General features: G+C 40.1%; 26 protein-coding genes. All 26 read left to right on the top strand.

All coding sequences use genetic code 11. From position 1 onward, the window contains the following. Positions 1-147: 147 nt before the first annotated feature. Entirely contained in the window at positions 148-3,750 is a 3,603-nt protein-coding gene (rpoC, locus tag ACHUE4_RS14415) for a DNA-directed RNA polymerase subunit beta' (protein WP_394191253.1), read from the top strand. A 129-nt stretch (positions 3,751-3,879) separates the two neighbouring features. Next, positions 3,880-4,128: a ribosomal L7Ae/L30e/S12e/Gadd45 family protein gene (locus ACHUE4_RS14410; RefSeq protein ID WP_394191251.1), complete on the top strand. Its 249-nt coding sequence runs from the start codon at positions 3,880-3,882 to the stop codon at positions 4,126-4,128. Positions 4,129-4,228: 100 nt separating this feature from the next. Continuing rightward, positions 4,229-4,651, top strand: a complete 423-nt coding sequence (gene rpsL, locus ACHUE4_RS14405; protein WP_394191249.1) for a 30S ribosomal protein S12 — start codon at positions 4,229-4,231, stop codon at positions 4,649-4,651. Positions 4,652-4,694: 43 nt separating this feature from the next. Next, complete coding sequence (gene rpsG, locus ACHUE4_RS14400) at positions 4,695-5,165, top strand: 30S ribosomal protein S7 (protein ID WP_394191247.1); 471 nt, start codon at positions 4,695-4,697, stop codon at positions 5,163-5,165. Positions 5,166-5,216: 51 nt separating this feature from the next. Continuing rightward, the gene (gene fusA / locus ACHUE4_RS14395) at positions 5,217-7,295 is read left to right on the top strand and encodes an elongation factor G (protein ID WP_394191245.1); all 2,079 of its coding nucleotides are present in this window, start codon (positions 5,217-5,219) and stop codon (positions 7,293-7,295) included. 117 nt (positions 7,296-7,412) lie between these two features. Beyond that, positions 7,413-8,600 (top strand): elongation factor Tu, encoded by a 1,188-nt coding sequence (tuf, locus tag ACHUE4_RS14390; protein WP_394191243.1) that lies wholly within the window; start codon positions 7,413-7,415, stop codon positions 8,598-8,600. A 1,010-nt stretch (positions 8,601-9,610) separates the two neighbouring features. After that, positions 9,611-10,927: a Na+/H+ antiporter family protein gene (locus tag ACHUE4_RS14385; protein ID WP_394191241.1), complete on the top strand. Its 1,317-nt coding sequence runs from the start codon at positions 9,611-9,613 to the stop codon at positions 10,925-10,927. 379 nt (positions 10,928-11,306) lie between these two features. Further along, positions 11,307-11,615, top strand: a complete 309-nt coding sequence (rpsJ, locus tag ACHUE4_RS14380) for a 30S ribosomal protein S10 (protein WP_004233624.1) — start codon at positions 11,307-11,309, stop codon at positions 11,613-11,615. 48 nt (positions 11,616-11,663) lie between these two features. Continuing rightward, entirely contained in the window at positions 11,664-12,293 is a 630-nt protein-coding gene (rplC, locus tag ACHUE4_RS14375; protein ID WP_394191239.1) for a 50S ribosomal protein L3, read from the top strand. 25 nt (positions 12,294-12,318) lie between these two features. Further along, positions 12,319-12,942 carry a 50S ribosomal protein L4 gene (rplD, locus tag ACHUE4_RS14370; RefSeq protein ID WP_394191237.1) on the top strand — a complete coding sequence of 208 codons (624 nt, stop codon included), beginning with the start codon at positions 12,319-12,321 and terminating at the stop codon, positions 12,940-12,942. After that, positions 12,942-13,226 (top strand): 50S ribosomal protein L23, encoded by a 285-nt coding sequence (gene rplW, locus ACHUE4_RS14365; RefSeq protein WP_394191235.1) that lies wholly within the window; start codon positions 12,942-12,944, stop codon positions 13,224-13,226. The genes rplD and rplW overlap by 1 nt, the downstream gene beginning before the upstream one ends. Before the next feature lie 46 nt (positions 13,227-13,272). Then, a complete protein-coding gene (gene rplB / locus ACHUE4_RS14360) occupies positions 13,273-14,103 on the top strand; it encodes a 50S ribosomal protein L2 (RefSeq protein WP_394191233.1) in 831 nt (276 codons plus the stop codon). A gap of 60 nt (positions 14,104-14,163) precedes the next feature. Further along, entirely contained in the window at positions 14,164-14,442 is a 279-nt protein-coding gene (gene rpsS / locus ACHUE4_RS14355) for a 30S ribosomal protein S19 (RefSeq protein ID WP_394191231.1), read from the top strand. A gap of 20 nt (positions 14,443-14,462) precedes the next feature. Further along, the gene (gene rplV / locus ACHUE4_RS14350) at positions 14,463-14,804 is read left to right on the top strand and encodes a 50S ribosomal protein L22 (protein ID WP_394191229.1); all 342 of its coding nucleotides are present in this window, start codon (positions 14,463-14,465) and stop codon (positions 14,802-14,804) included. A gap of 3 nt (positions 14,805-14,807) precedes the next feature. After that, positions 14,808-15,464: a 30S ribosomal protein S3 gene (gene rpsC / locus ACHUE4_RS14345; protein ID WP_394191227.1), complete on the top strand. Its 657-nt coding sequence runs from the start codon at positions 14,808-14,810 to the stop codon at positions 15,462-15,464. A 1-nt stretch (position 15,465) separates the two neighbouring features. Next, a complete protein-coding gene (gene rplP / locus ACHUE4_RS14340; protein ID WP_394191225.1) occupies positions 15,466-15,900 on the top strand; it encodes a 50S ribosomal protein L16 in 435 nt (144 codons plus the stop codon). After that, the gene (rpmC, locus tag ACHUE4_RS14335) at positions 15,890-16,090 is read left to right on the top strand and encodes a 50S ribosomal protein L29 (protein WP_394191223.1); all 201 of its coding nucleotides are present in this window, start codon (positions 15,890-15,892) and stop codon (positions 16,088-16,090) included. The genes rplP and rpmC overlap by 11 nt, the downstream gene beginning before the upstream one ends. An 18-nt stretch (positions 16,091-16,108) precedes the next feature. Then, positions 16,109-16,372, top strand: coding sequence for a 30S ribosomal protein S17 (gene rpsQ / locus ACHUE4_RS14330; protein WP_394191221.1), 264 nt, complete (start codon positions 16,109-16,111; stop codon positions 16,370-16,372). 43 nt (positions 16,373-16,415) lie between these two features. Then, positions 16,416-16,784 (top strand): 50S ribosomal protein L14, encoded by a 369-nt coding sequence (gene rplN / locus ACHUE4_RS14325; protein ID WP_394191219.1) that lies wholly within the window; start codon positions 16,416-16,418, stop codon positions 16,782-16,784. A 36-nt stretch (positions 16,785-16,820) separates the two neighbouring features. Continuing rightward, complete coding sequence (gene rplX, locus ACHUE4_RS14320; RefSeq protein ID WP_394191217.1) at positions 16,821-17,132, top strand: 50S ribosomal protein L24; 312 nt, start codon at positions 16,821-16,823, stop codon at positions 17,130-17,132. A 25-nt stretch (positions 17,133-17,157) separates the two neighbouring features. Continuing rightward, the gene (gene rplE / locus ACHUE4_RS14315) at positions 17,158-17,697 is read left to right on the top strand and encodes a 50S ribosomal protein L5 (protein WP_394191215.1); all 540 of its coding nucleotides are present in this window, start codon (positions 17,158-17,160) and stop codon (positions 17,695-17,697) included. A 19-nt stretch (positions 17,698-17,716) separates the two neighbouring features. Next, positions 17,717-17,902, top strand: coding sequence for a type Z 30S ribosomal protein S14 (locus ACHUE4_RS14310; protein WP_016429895.1), 186 nt, complete (start codon positions 17,717-17,719; stop codon positions 17,900-17,902). A 29-nt stretch (positions 17,903-17,931) separates the two neighbouring features. After that, on the top strand, positions 17,932-18,330 hold the full coding sequence (gene rpsH, locus ACHUE4_RS14305; protein WP_394191212.1) for a 30S ribosomal protein S8: 399 nt from the start codon (positions 17,932-17,934) through the stop codon (positions 18,328-18,330). Between the two features lie 30 nt (positions 18,331-18,360). Next, on the top strand, positions 18,361-18,900 hold the full coding sequence (gene rplF, locus ACHUE4_RS14300) for a 50S ribosomal protein L6 (protein ID WP_394191210.1): 540 nt from the start codon (positions 18,361-18,363) through the stop codon (positions 18,898-18,900). A 32-nt stretch (positions 18,901-18,932) separates the two neighbouring features. Continuing rightward, positions 18,933-19,289, top strand: a complete 357-nt coding sequence (gene rplR / locus ACHUE4_RS14295) for a 50S ribosomal protein L18 (RefSeq protein WP_394191208.1) — start codon at positions 18,933-18,935, stop codon at positions 19,287-19,289. Positions 19,290-19,310: 21 nt separating this feature from the next. Further along, the gene (gene rpsE, locus ACHUE4_RS14290) at positions 19,311-19,811 is read left to right on the top strand and encodes a 30S ribosomal protein S5 (RefSeq protein ID WP_394191206.1); all 501 of its coding nucleotides are present in this window, start codon (positions 19,311-19,313) and stop codon (positions 19,809-19,811) included.

Raw genomic sequence — 19,811 nt, 5'->3', positions numbered from 1 at the left:
TGTTTGTAAAAACGAATAAAGATATAAGAAATAAAGGATTCAAGGGCAGGCCTTAACCACCTGTCCGCGTTTCCGTTTTACTGATATATCCGCCTGAGCTAAGTGGATAAAGTCTTTAATAGACCCAGACTAAGGGAGGTAGGCTCCTTGATAGATGTAAATAGTTTTGAGTATATGAAAATTGGTTTAGCATCTCCTGACAAGATTCGTTCATGGTCTTATGGAGAAGTGAAGAAGCCTGAAACGATTAACTACCGCACACTAAAACCTGAAAAAGATGGTTTGTTCTGTGAACGTATTTTCGGTCCTACAAAAGACTGGGAATGTCATTGTGGTAAGTACAAGCGTGTTCGCTATAAAGGTGTTGTTTGTGATCGTTGTGGTGTAGAAGTTACACGTGCAAAAGTACGTCGTGAACGTATGGGTCACATTGAATTAGCAGCCCCTGTATCACATATTTGGTATTTCAAAGGAATTCCAAGTCGTATGGGATTAATCTTAGATATGTCTCCTCGTTCATTAGAAGAAGTAATTTACTTCGCTTCTTACGTAGTTGTTGACCCAGCGGATACACCGCTTGAGCGTAAACAATTATTGTCTGAGAAAGAGTATCGTGCGTACCGTGAAAAATTCGGTACTAAATTCTATGCAGCGATGGGTGCTGAAGCAATTAAACGCCTTCTTCAAGATATCGATCTTGAAAAAGAAACGGAAATGCTGAAGGAAGAGCTTAAAACTGCAGCTGGCCAACGCCGTACGCGTGCAATTAAGCGCTTAGAAGTAGTAGAATCATTCCGTAATTCAGGTAACAAACCTGATTGGATGATCTTAGAAGTACTTCCAGTCATTCCACCAGAACTACGTCCAATGGTTCAATTAGATGGTGGTCGTTTTGCAACTTCGGATTTGAATGATTTGTATCGTCGTGTTATTAACCGTAATAACCGTTTAAAACGTTTACTTGACCTTGGTGCTCCAAGCATTATCGTTCAAAACGAAAAACGTATGTTACAAGAAGCTGTCGATGCATTAATAGATAATGGTCGTCGTGGCCGTCCAGTTACTGGACCGGGTAACCGTCCATTGAAATCACTTTCACATATGTTGAAAGGGAAACAAGGTCGTTTCCGTCAAAACTTACTAGGTAAACGTGTTGACTACTCTGGTCGTTCGGTTATCGTAGTAGGACCTAACTTGAAAATGTATCAATGTGGTCTTCCAAAAGAAATGGCGATTGAATTATTCAAACCATTTGTAATGAAAGAACTAGTTGAACGTGGCTTAGCTCACAACATTAAGAGTGCCAAACGTAAAATTGAACGCCTGAACTCTGATGTTTGGGATGTTTTAGAAGATGTTATCAAGGAGCATCCGGTTTTATTAAACCGCGCACCTACTCTTCACCGTTTGGGTATCCAAGCATTCGAACCAACATTAGTTGAAGGTCGCGCAATCCGTTTACATCCACTTGTTTGTACAGCTTACAACGCTGACTTCGATGGTGACCAAATGGCTGTTCACGTACCTCTATCTGCTGAAGCACAAGCTGAAGCGCGTTTATTAATGCTTGCTGCACAAAACATTTTGAACCCGAAAGACGGTAAACCAGTTGTTACACCATCTCAAGATATGGTTTTAGGTAACTATTACTTAACACTTGAGCGTAAAGGTGCAACAGGCGAAGGTGCAACGTTCTACGGTCCAAATGAAGTGCAAATTGCTTATACAAATGGTCATGTTCACTTGCATTCGCGTATTGCGATTATCGCAGGTTCATTAAATAACCAAACCTTCACTGAAGAACAAAACAAGATGTTGTTATTGACGACAGTGGGTAAAGTTATATTCAATGAAATCTTGCCAGAGACATTCCCGTATATTAATGAACCAACTGATGCTAACTTACAAGAAGAAACACCGGCTAAATACTTTGTGCCGACTACAACTGATGTGCGTAAGCACTTTGCTGAAGCGGAACTTGTTTCGCCATTCAAGAAAAAAATTCTTGGGAATATCATTGCAGAAGTATTTAAACGTTTCCACATCACGGAAACATCAAGAATGCTAGACCGCATGAAAAACTTAGGGTTTAAATACTCAACTAAAGCTGGTATTACAATCGGTATTTCCGATATCGTGGTACTTCCAGACAAAGGTTTAGTTCTTGAAGAAGCTCAAGACAAAGTAGACAAAGTAATGAAGCAATTCCGTCGTGGTTTGATTACAGAAGAAGAGCGATATGATCGTGTTATTTCTTACTGGAGCCAAGCGAAGGATGTTATTCAGGAAAAACTGATGAAATCCTTAGACAATTTAAACCCAATCTTCATGATGAGTGACTCTGGAGCGCGTGGTAACGCATCCAACTTTACTCAGCTTGCTGGTATGCGTGGTTTGATGGCCAATCCGGCTGGTCGTATTATCGAACTTCCGATTAAATCATCATTCCGTGAAGGTTTAACAGTACTTGAATACTTCATCTCAACTCATGGTGCTCGTAAAGGTCTTGCCGATACAGCCCTGAAAACAGCTGACTCAGGTTACTTAACTCGTCGTCTAGTTGACGTTGCTCAAGATGTAATTGTTCGTGAGGATGATTGCGGAACAGATCGCGGCTTACTAATCGGCGCATTAATGGACGGAACTGAAGTCATTGAAGGTTTCGACGAGCGTATTGTCGGCCGTCATACACGAAAAACTATCTTCCATCCAACGACTAACAAAGTCATTCTTGAAAAAGATGGATTGATTACAGAAGACGTAGCTCGCGTTATTTTAGATGCTGGAATTGAAGAGTTAACAATTCGTTCTGCATTTACATGTAATACGAAACACGGCGTATGTAAAAAATGTTATGGTACAAACTTAGCTACTGGTGAAAACGTTGAAGTTGGGGAAGCGGTTGGTATTATCGCTGCTCAATCAATCGGTGAACCAGGTACACAGTTAACGATGCGTACATTCCATACAGGTGGGGTAGCTGGAGATGACATTACACAAGGTCTTCCACGTATCCAAGAGATTTTCGAGTCTCGTAATCCTAAAGGTCAAGCGGTTATCTCTGAAATTACAGGTGTTATTACTGCAATTGATGAAATTCGTGAAGGTCAAAAAGAAATTACGATTCAAGGTGATGTAGAAACTCGTAAATATTTATCTCCTTATAATGGTCGTCTGAAAGTTCAACTGAATGACACGATTAAACGTGGAGAAGTATTAACTGAAGGTTCAATTGATCCTAAAGAATTGTTGAAAGTTAAAGACGTTTCAACTGTTCAAGAATATCTGTTAAAAGAAGTTCAAAAAGTTTACCGTATGCAAGGGGTAGAAATCGGAGACAAACATATCGAAGTAATGGTTCGCCAAATGCTTCGTAAAGTGCGCGTCATCGAAGCTGGAGAAACAGAATTGTTACCAGGTTCGTTACTTGATATTCACCAATTTGCAGAAGCGAATAAAGAGGCTGTATTAAACGGGAAAATTCCTGCGACATGTCGCCCAGTTATTCTTGGTATTACAAAAGCTTCTCTTGAAACAGAATCATTCTTATCTGCTGCGTCATTCCAAGAAACAACGCGTGTGTTAACAGACGCTGCGATTAAAGGAAAACGTGATGAATTACTTGGTCTGAAAGAAAATGTTATTATCGGTAAACTCGTTCCGGCGGGTACTGGTATGCAACGTTACCGTCAAATCAAGATCGTTGATCAGAAAAAAGACGAAACAGAAGTAGCAGTTAGCGTTGAATAATAAATTCGATGGGGTATGCCTATGCATACCCATCGTTTTTTACACAATGGTGTTGACAGAAAAATTTTAAGATGATAATATGTTTAAGGTTGATAGTTGAAGGTCTGTCTCTTTGGAGGATATGTAAATATGTCTTATGAAAAAGTTAATCAGGCTAAGAAAACAATCATCGGTACTAAACAAACAGTTAAAGCAATCCATGGTGGCCATGTAATAGAAATACTCGTGGCTCGCGATGCAGAAGATCGAATCACCCAAACAGCTATCAATGCTGCGAAAGAAAAAGGTGTGAAGATTAACTTCGTCGAGTCTAAAATAGAACTTGGTAAAGCCTGCGGTCTTCAAGTAAGTGCTGCGGTAGTTGCTATATCTGTGTAACAGTTTTTGTGTGTAGAACACAAAGACTTTGTTTTTTACCCAAAAATGAACCACCTGGATGTGTGGTATTACAATGATAACAAGAAGGGAGGAATAATCGATGCCTACAATTAACCAATTGGTACGTAAGCCTCGTAAACCTAAAACAGTTAAATCTGGTTCTCCAGCTTTAAACAGAGGGTACAACAGTTCTAAAAAAACGTTAACAGACGTTAAATCACCGCAAAAACGTGGGGTTTGTACACGTGTTGGAACAATGACACCGAAAAAACCTAACTCGGCACTTCGTAAATATGCGCGTGTACGTTTGACTAACTTAATTGAAGTTAATGCTTACATTCCGGGAGAAGGTCACAACCTACAAGAACACAGTGTTGTACTACTTCGCGGCGGTAAAGTAAAAGATTTACCGGGTGTACGTTACCATATCGTGCGTGGTGCTCTTGATACTGCTGGTGTTACTGGTCGTATGCAAAGCCGCTCATTATACGGTACTAAACGCCCTAAAGTTAAAAAAAGCTAATTAAAACAAACTAAAATAAACTGCATCGAAAGGAGGAAAACACATGCCTCGTAAAGGTCCTGTTTCCAAACGTGACGTGTTACCAGATCCAATTTATAATTCGAAACTAGTAACTCGTTTAATCAACAAAATGATGGTAGATGGTAAAAGAGGTACTTCTCAAAAAATTCTTTATGGAGCGTTTGAACTTGTTCAAGAACGTTCTGGTAAAGATCCATTAGAAGTATTTGATGCTGCATTAGCAAACATCATGCCAGTACTTGAAGTTAAAGCTCGCCGTGTAGGTGGATCTAACTATCAAGTACCTATCGAAGTTCGTCCAGAACGTCGTTCAACTCTAGGTCTTCGTTACTTAGTGAACTATTCTCGTCTTCGCGGAGAGAAAACGATGGAAGAACGTTTAGCTAACGAAATTCTTGACGCTTCAAACAACACAGGTTCATCTGTGAAGAAACGTGAAGATATGCACAAAATGGCGGAAGCTAATAAAGCATTCGCTCACTACCGCTGGTAGGATTTTTCATCCACTAATAACTCTTATAAGAGATGGAAGGAGAAATACAAAATGGCTAGAGAGTTCTCCTTAGAGAAAACACGTAATATTGGAATCATGGCTCATATTGATGCTGGTAAAACAACAACTACTGAGCGTATTCTTTATTACACTGGTAAAATCCACAAAATTGGTGAAACGCACGAAGGTGCTTCTCAAATGGACTGGATGGAACAAGAGCAAGAGCGTGGAATCACGATCACTTCAGCTGCAACAACAGCTGCTTGGGATGGTCACCGCGTAAATATCATCGATACTCCTGGACACGTAGACTTCACTGTTGAAGTTGAACGTTCACTTCGTGTACTTGATGGTGCTGTTACTGTTCTAGATGCACAATCGGGTGTAGAACCACAAACTGAAACAGTATGGCGTCAAGCAACAACTTATGGCGTACCACGTATTGTTTTCATTAACAAAATGGATAAAATGGGTGCAGACTTCCTATATTCTGTAGGAACTCTACACGATCGCCTTCAAGCGAACGCACACCCAATCCAACTTCCAATTGGTACTGAAGAAGATTTTAGTGCAATTATCGACCTTATTGAAATGAAAGCTACTTTCTACGGTAACGAAGATGGTACTGCAGTGACAGAAGGCGAAATTCCTGAATCTCATAAAGCCCAAGCAGAAGAATACCGTGAGAAATTAATCGAAGCGGTAGCAAGCGTTGATGAAGATCTTATGAATAAATACCTTGAAGGTGAAGAAATCTCAAATGCAGAGTTGAAGAAGGCTATCCGTGACGCAACGATTGCAGTTGAATTCTACCCAGTTATCTGTGGTTCAGCATTCAAACACAAAGGTGTTCGTAAAATGCTTGACGCAGTAGTTGATTACCTTCCTGCTCCAACAGACGTGCCTTCAATTAAAGGTATTTTACCTGATTCTGAAGAAGAAGTTATTCGTGAATCTAACGACTCACAACCCTTCTCAGCATTAGCTTTCAAAGTAATGACTGACCCTTATGTTGGTAAATTAACATTCTTCCGTGTGTACTCTGGTGTACTTGAATCAGGTTCATACGTACAAAACTCTACAAAAGGTAAACGTGAGCGTGTAGGTCGTATCCTACAAATGCATGCGAATAGCCGTGAAGAGATTGCTAAAGTTTATGCGGGTGATATCGCTGCTGCTGTTGGTCTTAAGGACACAACAACGGGTGATACTCTATGTGACGAGAAAAACCTAGTTATTCTTGAATCTATGGACTTCCCAGAACCAGTTATCTCATTATCTGTAGAACCGAAGTCAAAAGCTGACCAAGATAAAATGGGTCAAGCTTTACAAAAACTTCAAGAAGAAGATCCAACTTTCCGTGCTCACACTGACACAGAAACTGGACAAACAATCATCTCTGGTATGGGTGAACTTCACCTTGATATCTTAGTTGACCGTATGCGCCGTGAATTTAAAGTAGAAGCTAACGTTGGTGCTCCAATGGTATCTTACCGTGAGACTTTCCGAGATTCTGCAAAAGTTGAAGGTAAATTCGTACGTCAATCAGGTGGTCGTGGTCAATTCGGACACGTTTGGATTGAATTCTCTCCAAATGAAGAAGGAAAAGGCTTTGAATTTGAAAACGGCGTTGTCGGTGGTGTTGTACCACGTGAATACATCCCAGCTGTTGAAGCAGGTCTTCGTGACTCTTTAAACAATGGTGTACTAGCTGGATACCCACTTATCGACATTAAGGCTCGTCTATTTGACGGTTCTTACCATGATGTCGATTCAAATGAGATGGCGTTCAAAATTGCTGCTTCAATGGCTCTTAAAAACGCAATTTCGAAATGTAAACCAGTTCTTCTTGAACCAATGATGAAAGTGGAAGTAGTTATTCCTGAAGAATACTTAGGAGATATTATGGGTAACATCACTTCTCGCCGTGGACGCGTAGAAGGTATGGATGCTCGTGGTAATTCACAAGTTGTTCGTTCAATGGTTCCACTTGCAGAAATGTTCGGGTACGCAACAACTCTTCGTTCAGCAACTCAAGGTCGTGGTGTATTCTCTATGACTTTCGATCACTACGAAGAAGTACCGAAATCAATTTCAGAAGAAATTATCAAAAAAAATAAAGGTCAATAATTGAATTTTGATTCTTTATAAAGTATAACTATTTTGTAAGCTATGAATGATGTTGGATCTAGACCTTCATCATTCATACCAAAAACTATTAATATAATTTTGAGGAGGATTTCTCTAATGGCAAAAGCTAAATTTGATCGTTCTAAAACACACGCAAACGTAGGAACAATCGGTCACGTTGACCATGGTAAAACTACTTTAACTGCTGCAATCGCAACAGTTCTTGCAAAACGCTCTGGTGGTACTGCAATGAGCTATGCACAAATCGATAACGCTCCTGAAGAAAAAGAGCGCGGAATCACTATCAACACTTCTCACGTTGAGTATGAAACTGCAACTCGTCACTATGCACACGTTGACTGCCCAGGACATGCCGATTATGTTAAAAACATGATCACTGGTGCTGCACAAATGGACGGCGGAATCTTAGTAGTATCTGCTGCTGACGGCCCAATGCCACAAACTCGTGAGCACATCCTTCTTTCACGTCAAGTTGGTGTACCTTACTTAGTAGTATTCATGAACAAATGTGATATGGTTGACGACGAAGAGCTACTTGAATTAGTAGAAATGGAAATTCGTGACCTATTATCTGAATATGACTTCCCTGGTGATGACATTCCAGTTATCAAAGGTTCAGCTCTTAAAGCTTTAGAAGGCGAAGAAGCTTGGGAAGAAAAAGTTGTTGAATTAATGGACGCTGTTGATTCTTATATCCCAACTCCAGAACGTCAAACTGACAAACCATTCATGATGCCTGTTGAGGATGTATTCTCAATCACTGGTCGTGGTACAGTTGCTACTGGTCGTGTTGAGCGTGGACAAGTTAAAGTTGGAGACGTAGTAGACATCATCGGTATCGTTGAAGAGCCGAAATCAACTACTGTAACTGGCGTTGAAATGTTCCGTAAACTTCTTGACTATGCAGAAGCTGGTGACAACATTGGAGCTCTATTACGTGGTGTTTCACGTGAAGATATCCAACGTGGTCAAGTACTTGCTAAACCAGGTACAATCACTCCGCATACTGAATTCAAAGCAGAAGTTTATGTTCTTTCTAAAGAAGAGGGTGGACGTCATACTCCATTCTTCACAAACTACCGTCCTCAGTTCTACTTCCGTACAACTGACGTAACTGGTGTTTGTAACTTACCTGATGGCGTTGAAATGGTTATGCCTGGGGACAACATCGAAATGACTGTTGCTCTTATCGCTCCAATCGCGCTTGAAGAAGGTACTAAGTTCTCTATCCGTGAGGGTGGACGAACTGTTGGTGCTGGCGTAGTTGCTACTATCACTAAATAATTAAAACTTTTAAAACCTTGCCGGGACGCTGGCAAGGTTTTTTGTTTGTTATAGTTGAGGGAACTCAAGATAAACGAGGAAAGACATAGCTTGCACCATTTTTGGTGTAAGCTATGTCTTTTTTTATGTTTAAACTTCATTTCATTTTATTGCTCGTGAGAAATGTAGATGATGGCTCACCTAGTTAACTAGGTTGTGAAACGTGTTTGTTTGATAAAAGGCTGAGTTTGATTGATAAATCGTCAGTTTGATTGATAAATCTCTAATTTGATTGATAAATTCTCCATTTTGATTGATAAATATTCTAAAACGAATTGTCCCTTTAAAAATCGTCTCATTAACTAAGTAAACTCTTCATTGAAACGCTCTTCTTTAAAACAGTAGCGAAGCGAAAATCGAACATTTAAATGGGAGCCATTTCGCCAGTGGCTCTTTGTCTCTTTTCTGTTGGGGGGTGTAGATGGTATGGATCATTAAGTTAACTAGTTCGTGAAACGTGTTTGAGTGATAATAGGCTGAGTTTGATTGATAAATCGTCAGATTGATTGATAAATGTGTAATTTGATTGATAAACTCTCCATTTTGATTGATAAATAGTTTAAAACGAATTACCCCTTTAAAAATCGTCTCACTTACTAAGTAACCTCCTAAATGAAACACACTTCTCTTAAACAGTAGCGAAGCGAAAATCAAAACCATTCAAATTGGTGCTATTTCGGTGCTGGCTCTATGTCTCTTTTCTGTTGGATGGTGTAGAATGAATTGCTCATCTAGTTAGCTAAGGCGTGAGACTGGAGAATTTGATATATCTCGATATTTAGAGCAAGTTGAACGATAAACTCTTAAGCTAGATTCAATTTGACTGATAAGAACTTCATACTAAAGCTCCTATTAACTGTTCATTCTCCTATTCAACTCAAATTGTTGACTTTCTACACACAATTTGATAATATTTACTTTGTTGAATTAGCACTCTACTATACTAAAGTAATATTAAGGAGTTAAATTATATGAATGCAGTAATTATAGCAGTAGTAGTTATGCTCGTTCTGAGCTTGCTGCGAGTTAATGTTGTTTTGTCTTTACTTGTAGGAGCCCTTGCTGGTGGTTTAATAGGAGGTCTTTCATTAAGCGATACGATCACGGCCTTCACTGATGGATTAGGGGGAGGGGCATCAATAGCCCTAAGCTATGCATTGCTAGGTGGTTTTGCAGTAGCTATTTCTAGAACGGGGATTCCTGAACTTCTTGTAGCTACGATTCTAAAATTGATTAAAAAAGATGGAGAGAAAGATAGAACGGCATTAGCTAAAACTTTTATTATATTAGCTTTGCTCTTAATGGCTGTCTTCTCACAAAATTTGATTCCGATTCATATTGCATTTATCCCATTACTAATTCCACCAATTTTACATGTAATGAATCTTTTAAAAATTGATAGAAGATTAATTGCGACAGTATTAACATTTGGATTAACGGCTCCATATATTTTATTGCCATATGGATTCGGTTTTATCTTTCATGAAATCATTGCGAATCAAATGGAAGCTGCAGGATTAGTAATCGATATGAAAGATATACCGTATGCGATGTTGATTCCAACGGCAGGATTGATTGTTGGATTACTTATAGCAATTTTCATTTCATATCGCAAACCAAGAGAATATGATCGAGATATGGATGTAAAAGAAACACTTGTAGTAAATGTGAATAAAAAAGACGTAGTTTTCACGGTAATTGCTTTAGTTGCAGCGTTGACTGCGCAGATTGTAACGGAGTCAATGATTATTGGCGCATTGGCAGGTATTGCGACTTTATATATTTCCGGAGCTTTAAAAGTAAAAGAAGCTGATGAAGTGTTAATAGAAGGAATGCGTATGATGGCATTCATTGGTTTTGTCATGATTGCAGCTAATGGTTTCGCTTCAGTTATTCAAACAACAGGAGATATTGAATCCTTGGTTGGAAGTGTTTCTTCTATATTAGAAGGAAATCAATCACTTGCAGCAATGTTGATGTTGTTAATCGGTTTGGTTGTTACTATGGGTATCGGATCTTCTTTCGCAACGATTCCAATTATTGCTGCAATCTTTGTTCCGCTAGCGGTTGAATTTGATTTTAGTGTGTTAGCAATCATTGCCCTTATCGGAACAGCAGGAGCACTTGGAGATGCTGGTTCACCTGCGTCAGATAGTACGCTAGGACCTACCGCTGGATTAAATGTTGACGGACAACATAATCACATTTGGGATACATGTGTTCCGACTTTTATTCATTACAATATTCCATTGCTTGTCTTTGGTTGGATAGCTGTAATGGTTTTATAAAACACAATCAAATTCTTGAGTATAAGTTCTTGATGAGAATGAAAGCTGAGTGAGGTTGTATTGGTAAGTCAAGTGGTCTGGATTGAATAAGTCAGCGCATTAATTCATCTGGATCACGTTTCTAATAAGAACTTAATGTTCGGACTATTAGTAGAACTATTGCCTTTAAATTAAAATCAATTTACAATAAAAAAGCATTCAGAAAGAATTTCGTCAAAGCACTTGCGGAATTCTTTTTTATTCTGTATAATGTTGAATGTTGGTCTTTGACTGCTATGAAACGAGAGGTTATCGACACACCCGGCCGCTTTGCCATGGCGGGTTGTTGAAAAATTTTCGTGGAGAATGTCTAGTAAATAGGCGAAAAGGAGGGAAAATAATGGCAAAACAAAAAATTCGTATCCGTTTAAAAGCGTATGATCATCGAATTCTTGATCAGTCTGCTGAGAAAATTGTCGAGACAGCTAAACGTTCAGGTGCAAGTGTATCAGGTCCGATTCCACTTCCAACTGAGAAGTCTGTGTATACAATTCTTCGTGCTGTTCACAAGTACAAAGATTCTCGTGAGCAATTCGAAATGCGTACGCATAAGCGTCTGATCGATATCGTTAACCCAACACCACAAACTGTTGATGCGTTAATGAAGCTTGACTTACCATCTGGCGTTGATATTGAAATCAAACTTTAATGGTAAATAACAAATAGAAAAAAACAAATATTGTAGGAGGTGTGACGGATGACCAAAGGAATCTTAGGTAGAAAAATCGGTATGACGCAAGTTTTCGCTGAGAACGGTGATTTAATCCCGGTAACTGTAATTGAAGCTGCTCCAAACGTAGTACTTCAAAAGAAATCAGTTGAAACGGATGGTTACGAAGCAATCCAATTAGGTTTTGATGATAAGCGTGAAAAGCTTTCAAACAAACCTGCTAAAGGACACGTAGCTAAAGCAAACACTGCTCCTAAGCGCTTCATCCGCGAATTCCGCGACATGAACTTAGCCGATTACGAAGTTGGTCAAGAAGTCAAGGTTGGAATTTTCGCAGAAGGCGATGTAATTGATGTATCTGGTGTGACAAAAGGTAAAGGTTTCCAAGGTGTTATTAAACGCCACGGACAATCTCGAGGACCTATGGCTCACGGATCTCGCTATCACCGTCGTCCGGGTTCAATGGGGCCAGTTGCTCCGAACCGCGTATTCAAACAAAAGAAATTACCTGGTCAAATGGGTGGCACAATGGTAACGATTCAAAATTTACAAATTGTAAAAGTTGACGAAGATCGTAACTTGCTACTAGTTAAAGGTAATGTTCCTGGTTCACGTAAAGCACTAGTAGTTGTTAAAACTGCTATTAAAGCGAACTAATAATTAAAGAAAGGAGGAAACAGGAATGCCAAAGGTATCTTTACTTAATCAAACTGGTAAATCGGTTGGTGAAATCGAATTGAACGATTCGATCTTCGGAATCGAACCAAATGGTTCTGTATTATTTGACGCAGTAATCGCTCAACGCGCTTCATTACGTCAAGGTAATCATAAAGTTAAAAACCGCTCAGAAGTTGCTGGTGGTGGCCGTAAGCCTTGGAAACAAAAAGGAACAGGTCGTGCTCGTCAAGGGTCGATTCGTTCTCCACAATGGCGCGGTGGTGGTGTTGTTTTCGGACCAGTTCCACGTAGCTACAGCTACAAACTACCGAAAAAAGTACGTCGCTTAGCTCTTCGTTCTGCTCTTTCTGCGAAAGTGTTAGAAGAGAACTTCGTAGTTCTTGAAGGCTTAGTGTTGAACGCACCAAAAACTAAAGATTTCTTGAAAGTGTTGAAAGACCTTTCAATCGAGAAAAAAGCTTTGTTCGTTACTGCTGAACTTGATGAAAACGTAGCATTATCTGCTCGTAACATCCCAGGAGTTACAGTTGTATCAGCAACAGGCATTAACGTTCTTGATTTGCTAGGTCATGACAAAATTGTCATTACTAAAGCAGCTGTAGAAAAAGTAGAGGAGGTGCTTGGATAATGGAAGCACGTGATATTATTAAACGTCCGGTCATTACCGAGCGTTCTTCAGAAATTATGGAAGAGAAAAAGTACACTTTCTTAGTGGACACTCGCGCCAACAAAACTCAAGTTAAACACGCAATCGAAGAAATCTTTGGCGTTGATGTTGAGAAAGTTAACATCATGAACTACAAAGGTAAATTCAAACGCGTAGGTAAATTTGGTGGATACACTAACAAACGCCGTAAAGCAATTGTTAAGTTGACTGCTGATAGCAAAGACATCGAAATTTTCGAATCTTAATCTTAAAAGATTATAGAATTCAACAAACAAGAAGGAGGGAATAAACATGGCGATTAAAAAGTACAAACCTACCTCCAATGGTCGACGTAACATGACAGCTTCTGATTTCGCTGAAATCACGACAAACAAGCCTGAGAAATCATTGCTTGAGCCTGTCAAACGTAAAGGTGGCCGTAATAACCAAGGTAAGTTAACTGTTCGTCATCATGGTGGCGGCCATAAGCGTCAATACCGTGTCATCGATTTCAAACGAAATAAAGATGGCATTCCAGGACGCGTTGCTACTATTGAGTATGATCCAAACCGCTCTGCGAATATCGCATTGATTAACTACGTAGATGGTGAAAAACGTTACATCCTAGCTGCTAAAGGCTTAGAAGTAGGAATGACAATTTTGTCAGGTCCAGAAGCTGATATCAAGCCAGGTAACGCACTTCCACTACAAAACATTCCAATGGGTACTACTATCCATAACATCGAAATGAAGCCTGGTAAAGGTGGACAATTAGTACGTTCTGCTGGTACTTCTGCGCAAGTACTTGGTAAAGAAGATAAGTACGTAATTATCCGTTTGCAATCTGGTGAAGTTCGCATGATCTTGGGTACATGCCGTGCAACTATCGGTCAAGTAGGTAACGAACAACACGAATTAATTAACATCGGTAAAGCAGGTCGTAACCGTTGGTTAGGTAAGCGCCCAACTGTACGTGGATCTGTAATGAACCCGAACGATCACCCACACGGTGGTGGTGAAGGACGTTCTCCAATCGGACGTAAATCACCAATGACTCCATGGGGTAAACCAACTCTTGGTTATAAGACTCGTAAAAAGAAAAACAAGTCCGACAAATTTATCATTCGTCGTCGTAAAAAATAATGTGATTCTTCTGCGGTTCGACAAAAGAGCCGTAGTGAGATCTCTGAGGGAGGTTCCAAAATGGGTCGTAGCTTGAAAAAAGGACCATTTGTAGATGACCATCTTATGAAGAAGGTCGATGCACAAAAGGATTCTGAGAAAAAACAAGTGATCAAAACTTGGTCTCGCCGTTCTACAATTTTCCCGACTTTTATCGGATTAACAATCGCAGTATATGACGGACGTAAACACGTTCCAGTATATGTGACTGAAGATATGGTAGGGCACAAATTAGGCGAATTCGCACCAACTCGTGCGTATAAAGGCCATGGTGCTGACGATAAGAAAACAAGACGCTAATTTGAGAGGAGGTTATCCTGATGCAAGCTAAAGCTATTGCTAGAACAGTGCGTATTGCCCCTCGTAAAGTACGATTAGTCGTTGATTTAATAAGAGGTAAGCAAATCGGTGAAGCAGTTGCGATTTTAAACCACACTCCAAGATCGGCATCTCCTGTCGTTGAAAAAGTGTTAAAATCAGCCGTTGCAAACGCTGAGCACAACTATGATTTAGACGTAAATAATTTAATTATTTCAGAAGTATTTGTTGATGAAGGTCCAACATTGAAACGTTTCCGTCCACGTGCGATGGGACGTGCAAGCGCGATTAACAAACGCACTAGCCACATCACTATCGTGGTATCTGAGAAGAAGGAGGGATAATTCGTGGGTCAAAAAGTACATCCAATAGGATTACGAATCGGTATTATTCGTGACTGGGAGTCAAAATGGTATGCTGAAAAAGACTATGCAACTCTACTTCACGAAGACTTAAGAATTCGTAGCTATATCGAAACTCGTTTGAAAGACGCATCTGTTTCTAAAGTTGAAATCGAGCGTGCTGCAAACCGTGTAAACATTACAATTCACACTGCGAAACCAGGTATGGTAATTGGTAAAGGTGGTACTGAAGTGGAAGCACTTCGTAAGAACCTTAACACTACTACTGGCAAGCGTGTTCACATCAACATCGTTGAAATCAAACGTGCAGACTTAGATGCTAAGCTAGTTGCTGAAAACATCGCACGTCAATTAGAAAACCGCGTATCTTTCCGTCGTGCTCAAAAGCAGTCGATCCAACGCACTATGCGTTCTGGAGCGAAAGGTATCAAAACACAAGTATCAGGTCGTCTAGGTGGCGCTGATATCGCTCGTGCTGAACATTACAGTGAAGGAACTGTTCCGCTTCATACGCTTCGCGCTGACATTGATTATGCTCATGCAGAAGCAGACACTACTTATGGTAAGCTTGGTGTTAAAGTATGGATCTATCGCGGTGAAGTCCTTCCAGTTAAGAAGAACTCTGGGGAAGGAGGCAAATAATATGTTAATGCCTAAACGCGTTAAATATCGTCGCGAACATCGCGGAAAAATGCGTGGGGAAGCAAAAGGCGGTAAAGAAGTAACATTCGGTGAATTCGGATTACAAGCTGTTGAAGCTAGCTGGATCACTAACCGTCAGATTGAATCTGCACGTATTGCAATGACACGTTACATGAAACGTGGCGGTAAAGTATGGATTAAGATTTTCCCGCACAAGCCTTATACTAAAAAGCCTCTTGAAGTACGAATGGGTTCTGGTAAAGGTGCTCCTGAAGGTTGGGTTGCAGTAGTTAAACCAGGAAAGATCATGTTTGAAATTGCTGGTGTATCTGAAGAGATCGCACGTGAAGCACTTCGACTTGCATCACATAAACTTCCTGTGAAATGCAAAATTGTAAAACGTGAAGAAATTGGTGGTGAATCTAATGAAAGCTAATGAACTCCGTGACCTTACCACTGCAGAAATCGAACAAAAAGTGAAATCACTGAAAGAAGAGCTTTTCAACCTTCGCTTCCAATTGGCGACTGGTCAATTAGAGAACACAGCTCGTATTCGTGAAGTACGCAAAGGTATCGCGCGTATGAAAACTGTGATTCGTGAAAGAGAAATCAGTGCAAATAACTGATAAAGGAGGTTTTCAGGCATGACTGAGCGTAATCAACGTAAAGTATATACAGGCCGTGTTGTTTCAGACAAAATGGACAAAACGATTACTGTAATGATTGAAACATACAAAAAACACAAGCTTTACGGCAAACGTGTTAAATACTCGAAAAAGTTCAAGGCTCATGATGAATTAAACGAAGCTAAATTAGGCGACGTAGTTCGTATCATGGAAACTCGCCCGCTGTCAGCTACAAAACGTTTCCGTCTAGTGGAAGTTGTAGAAAAAGCGGTAGTTATCTAAATAAAGTTCGGAATACACCAAATTCCGAGAGGAGGTTACCTAAGTGATCCAACAAGAGAGTCGTATGAAAGTTGCTGACAACTCAGGTGCACGTGAAGTTTTAACAATTAAAGTGCTTGGTGGTTCTGGTCGTAAAACTGCTAACATCGGCGATATCGTCGTGTGTACAGTTAAGAAAGCAACACCAGGTGGCGTTGTCAAGAAGGGTGACGTCGTTAAAGCTGTTATCGTTCGCACTAAAAGCGGTGTACGCCGTAAAGACGGTACTTATATCAAATTTGATGAAAATGCTTGCGTTATTATCAAAGACGATAAAGGCCCGCGCGGAACTCGTATTTTCGGACCTGTAGCACGTGAATTACGTGACAACAGCTTCATGAAAATCGTATCTTTAGCTCCGGAAGTTCTTTAATATACATGAAAGTGCCAATCAAGGAGGTGCGATAGAATGCACGTTAAAAAAGGCGACAAAGTTATGGTGATCTCTGGTAAAGAGAAAGGTAAAACTGGTACTATCATTGCTTCTTTCCCGAAAAAAGACCGCGTTTTAGTTGAAGGTCTTAACATCGTGAAAAAACATATGAAACCTAACCAGGCAAACCCGCAAGGTGGAATTGTGAATCAAGAAGCTTCAATTCACGTTTCAAACGTAATGCTAATCGACCCTAAATCTGGCGAGCCGACTCGCGTAGGTTACAAAGTGGAAGATGGTAAGAAAATTCGCATTGCTAAAAAATCAGGCGAATCAATCGACAAATAAGTAAAAGAAGAAGGGAGGTACACACATGAACCGCCTAAAAGAAAAGTTTCTTAAGGAAGTTTCTCCTGCTCTAATGAGCAAGTTTGAATATAAATCAGTTATGCAAGTGCCTAAAGTAGACAAAATCGTTATCAACATGGGTGTTGGTGACGCTGTTCAAAACACAAAAGCACTTGATGCAGCTGTTGAAGAATTAACTACTATTACAGGTCAAAAACCTGTTGTAACTAAAGCTAAGAAATCTATCGCTGGTTTCCGTCTTCGTGAGGGTATGCCAATCGGCGCGAAAGTAACATTACGCGGCGAGCGTATGTATGATTTCCTGGACAAATTAATCGCTATCTCACTTCCACGTGTTCGTGACTTCCGTGGTGTTTCTAAAAAAGCATTCGACGGTCGCGGTAACTACACATTAGGTGTTAAAGAGCAATTGATTTTCCCTGAAATCGACTACGATAAAGTGTCTAAAGTACGCGGTATGGACATCGTAATTGTAACAACTGCGAACTCTGATGAAGAAGCTCGTGAGTTATTAACACAATTCGGAATGCCGTTCCAAAAGTAAACATAAGGGAGGCGTAAACGTGGCTAAAAAATCAATGATCGCTAAACAAAAGCGCACGCCAAAGCATAATGTACAAGCTTACACACGTTGTGAACGTTGCGGTCGTCCGCATTCGGTCTTACGTAAATTTAAACTTTGCCGTATTTGTTTCCGTGAACTTGCTTACAAGGGACAAATTCCTGGCGTTAAAAAAGCCAGCTGGTAATCCCCTAAATTGGGAAGGAGGTAAATGTAATGACAATGACAGATCCGATTGCAGATATGCTTACACGTATTCGTAACGCGAACATGGTTCGCCACGAGAAACTGGAAGTACCTGCTTCAAACATGAAAAAAGAGATCGCTGAGATCCTTAAACGTGAAGGTTTTGTTCGTGACGTAGAATACGTAGAAGATAGCAAACAAGGTATCATTCGCATTTTCTTAAAATACGGTCAAAACAACGAACGCGTTATTACTGGTCTTAAACGTATTTCAAAACCAGGTCTTCGCGTTTATGCGAAAACTGATGAGGTGCCTAGAGTATTAAATGGTCTTGGTATTGCTTTGGTTTCAACTTCTCATGGTCTATTGACTGACAAAGAAGCTCGCGCTAAACAAGTTGGCGGAGAAATCGTAGCGTACGTTTGGTAATAAGCAACAAACGAATGGAGGTGCAAAAGAATGTCTCGTGTAGGTAAAAAACCAATTGAGGTTCCTGCAGACGTTACTGTTACTATCGGTAAAAACAACGAAGTAACTGTAAAAGGTCCAAAAGGCGAGCTTACTCGTACTTTTAATGCAGATATTAAAATAGAGCTTGAAGGGAACGTTGTTACATTAACACGTCCTTCTGAATCAAAAGAACACCGTACTATTCATGGTACAACTCGTGCTTTGCTTGCAAACATGGTTGAGGGTGTATCTAAAGGATTCGAACGTAATCTTGAATTAGTTGGTGTAGGTTACCGTGCTTCTCTACAAGGAGAAAAACTTGTATTGAATGTTGGTTACTCTCATCCAGTTGAATTCACTCCTGAAGATGGCTTAGTTGTAGAAGTTCCTACAAACACTAAGATCAGCATCAAAGGAATTAACAAAGAACGCGTTGGTGCTTTAGCATCAAACATCCGTCAAGTACGTCCACCTGAGCCTTATAAAGGTAAAGGGATTCGTTATGAAGGCGAAGTTGTTCGTCGTAAAGAAGGTAAAACAGGTAAATAATGCTGCTTAAGCATTAGAAAGGAGTGACCTCTGTGATTACGAAACAAGATAAAAATCAAGTTCGTAAAAAACGTCATGCTCGTGTACGCTCTAAAATTACGGGTACTGCTGAACGTCCACGTTTAAACGTATTCCGTTCTAACAAACACTTGTATGCGCAATTAATCGATGACGTGGCTGGTGTAACACTTGTAAGTGCTTCTACTATGGAAAAAGATTTCGATGGTAAAGGTAATGTAGAGTCTGCAAAAGCTATCGGTGAATCAATCGCTAAACGTGCTACGGAAAAAAACATCAAATCTGTTGTATTCGACCGTGGCGGTTACTTATATCATGGACGCGTTAAAGCTTTAGCTGAAGCTGCTCGCGAAAATGGCTTAGAATTTTAAGAAGAAGGAGGGACACATTTCATGCGTCACATTGATCCAAACAAACTTGAACTTGAAGAACGCGTTGTTACTATTAACCGCGTAGCTAAAGTTGTAAAAGGTGGACGTCGTTTCCGCTTCTCTGCATTGGTTGTTGTTGGTGACAAAAACGGCCACGTAGGATTTGGTACTGGTAAAGCACAAGAAGTTCCAGATGCTATCCGTAAAGCAGTTGAAGATGCGAAGAAAAACCTGATCGAAGTGCCAATGGTTCGTGGTACTACTCCACACTTAATCATCGGTAACTTTGGCGCTGGTGAAATTCTAATTAAACCTGCTGCTCCAGGTACTGGTGTAATTGCTGGTGGCCCGGTTCGTGCGGTATTAGAACTTGCTGGTATTACAGATATTCTTTCTAAATCACTTGGTTCAAACACACCAATTAACATGGTCCGTGCAACTATCCAAGGATTAACAGAATTAAAACGTGTAGAAGATGTTGCTAAATTACGCGGTAAAACAGTAGAAGAACTGTTAGGTTAA

Source organism: Paenisporosarcina quisquiliarum (assembly GCF_043641925.1).
In the GTDB taxonomy this organism is placed as follows: domain Bacteria; phylum Bacillota; class Bacilli; order Bacillales_A; family Planococcaceae; genus Paenisporosarcina; species Paenisporosarcina quisquiliarum_A.
The sequence above is the reverse complement of the archived record's forward strand: the minus strand, read 5'-3'. Positions and strand labels throughout refer to the sequence as shown.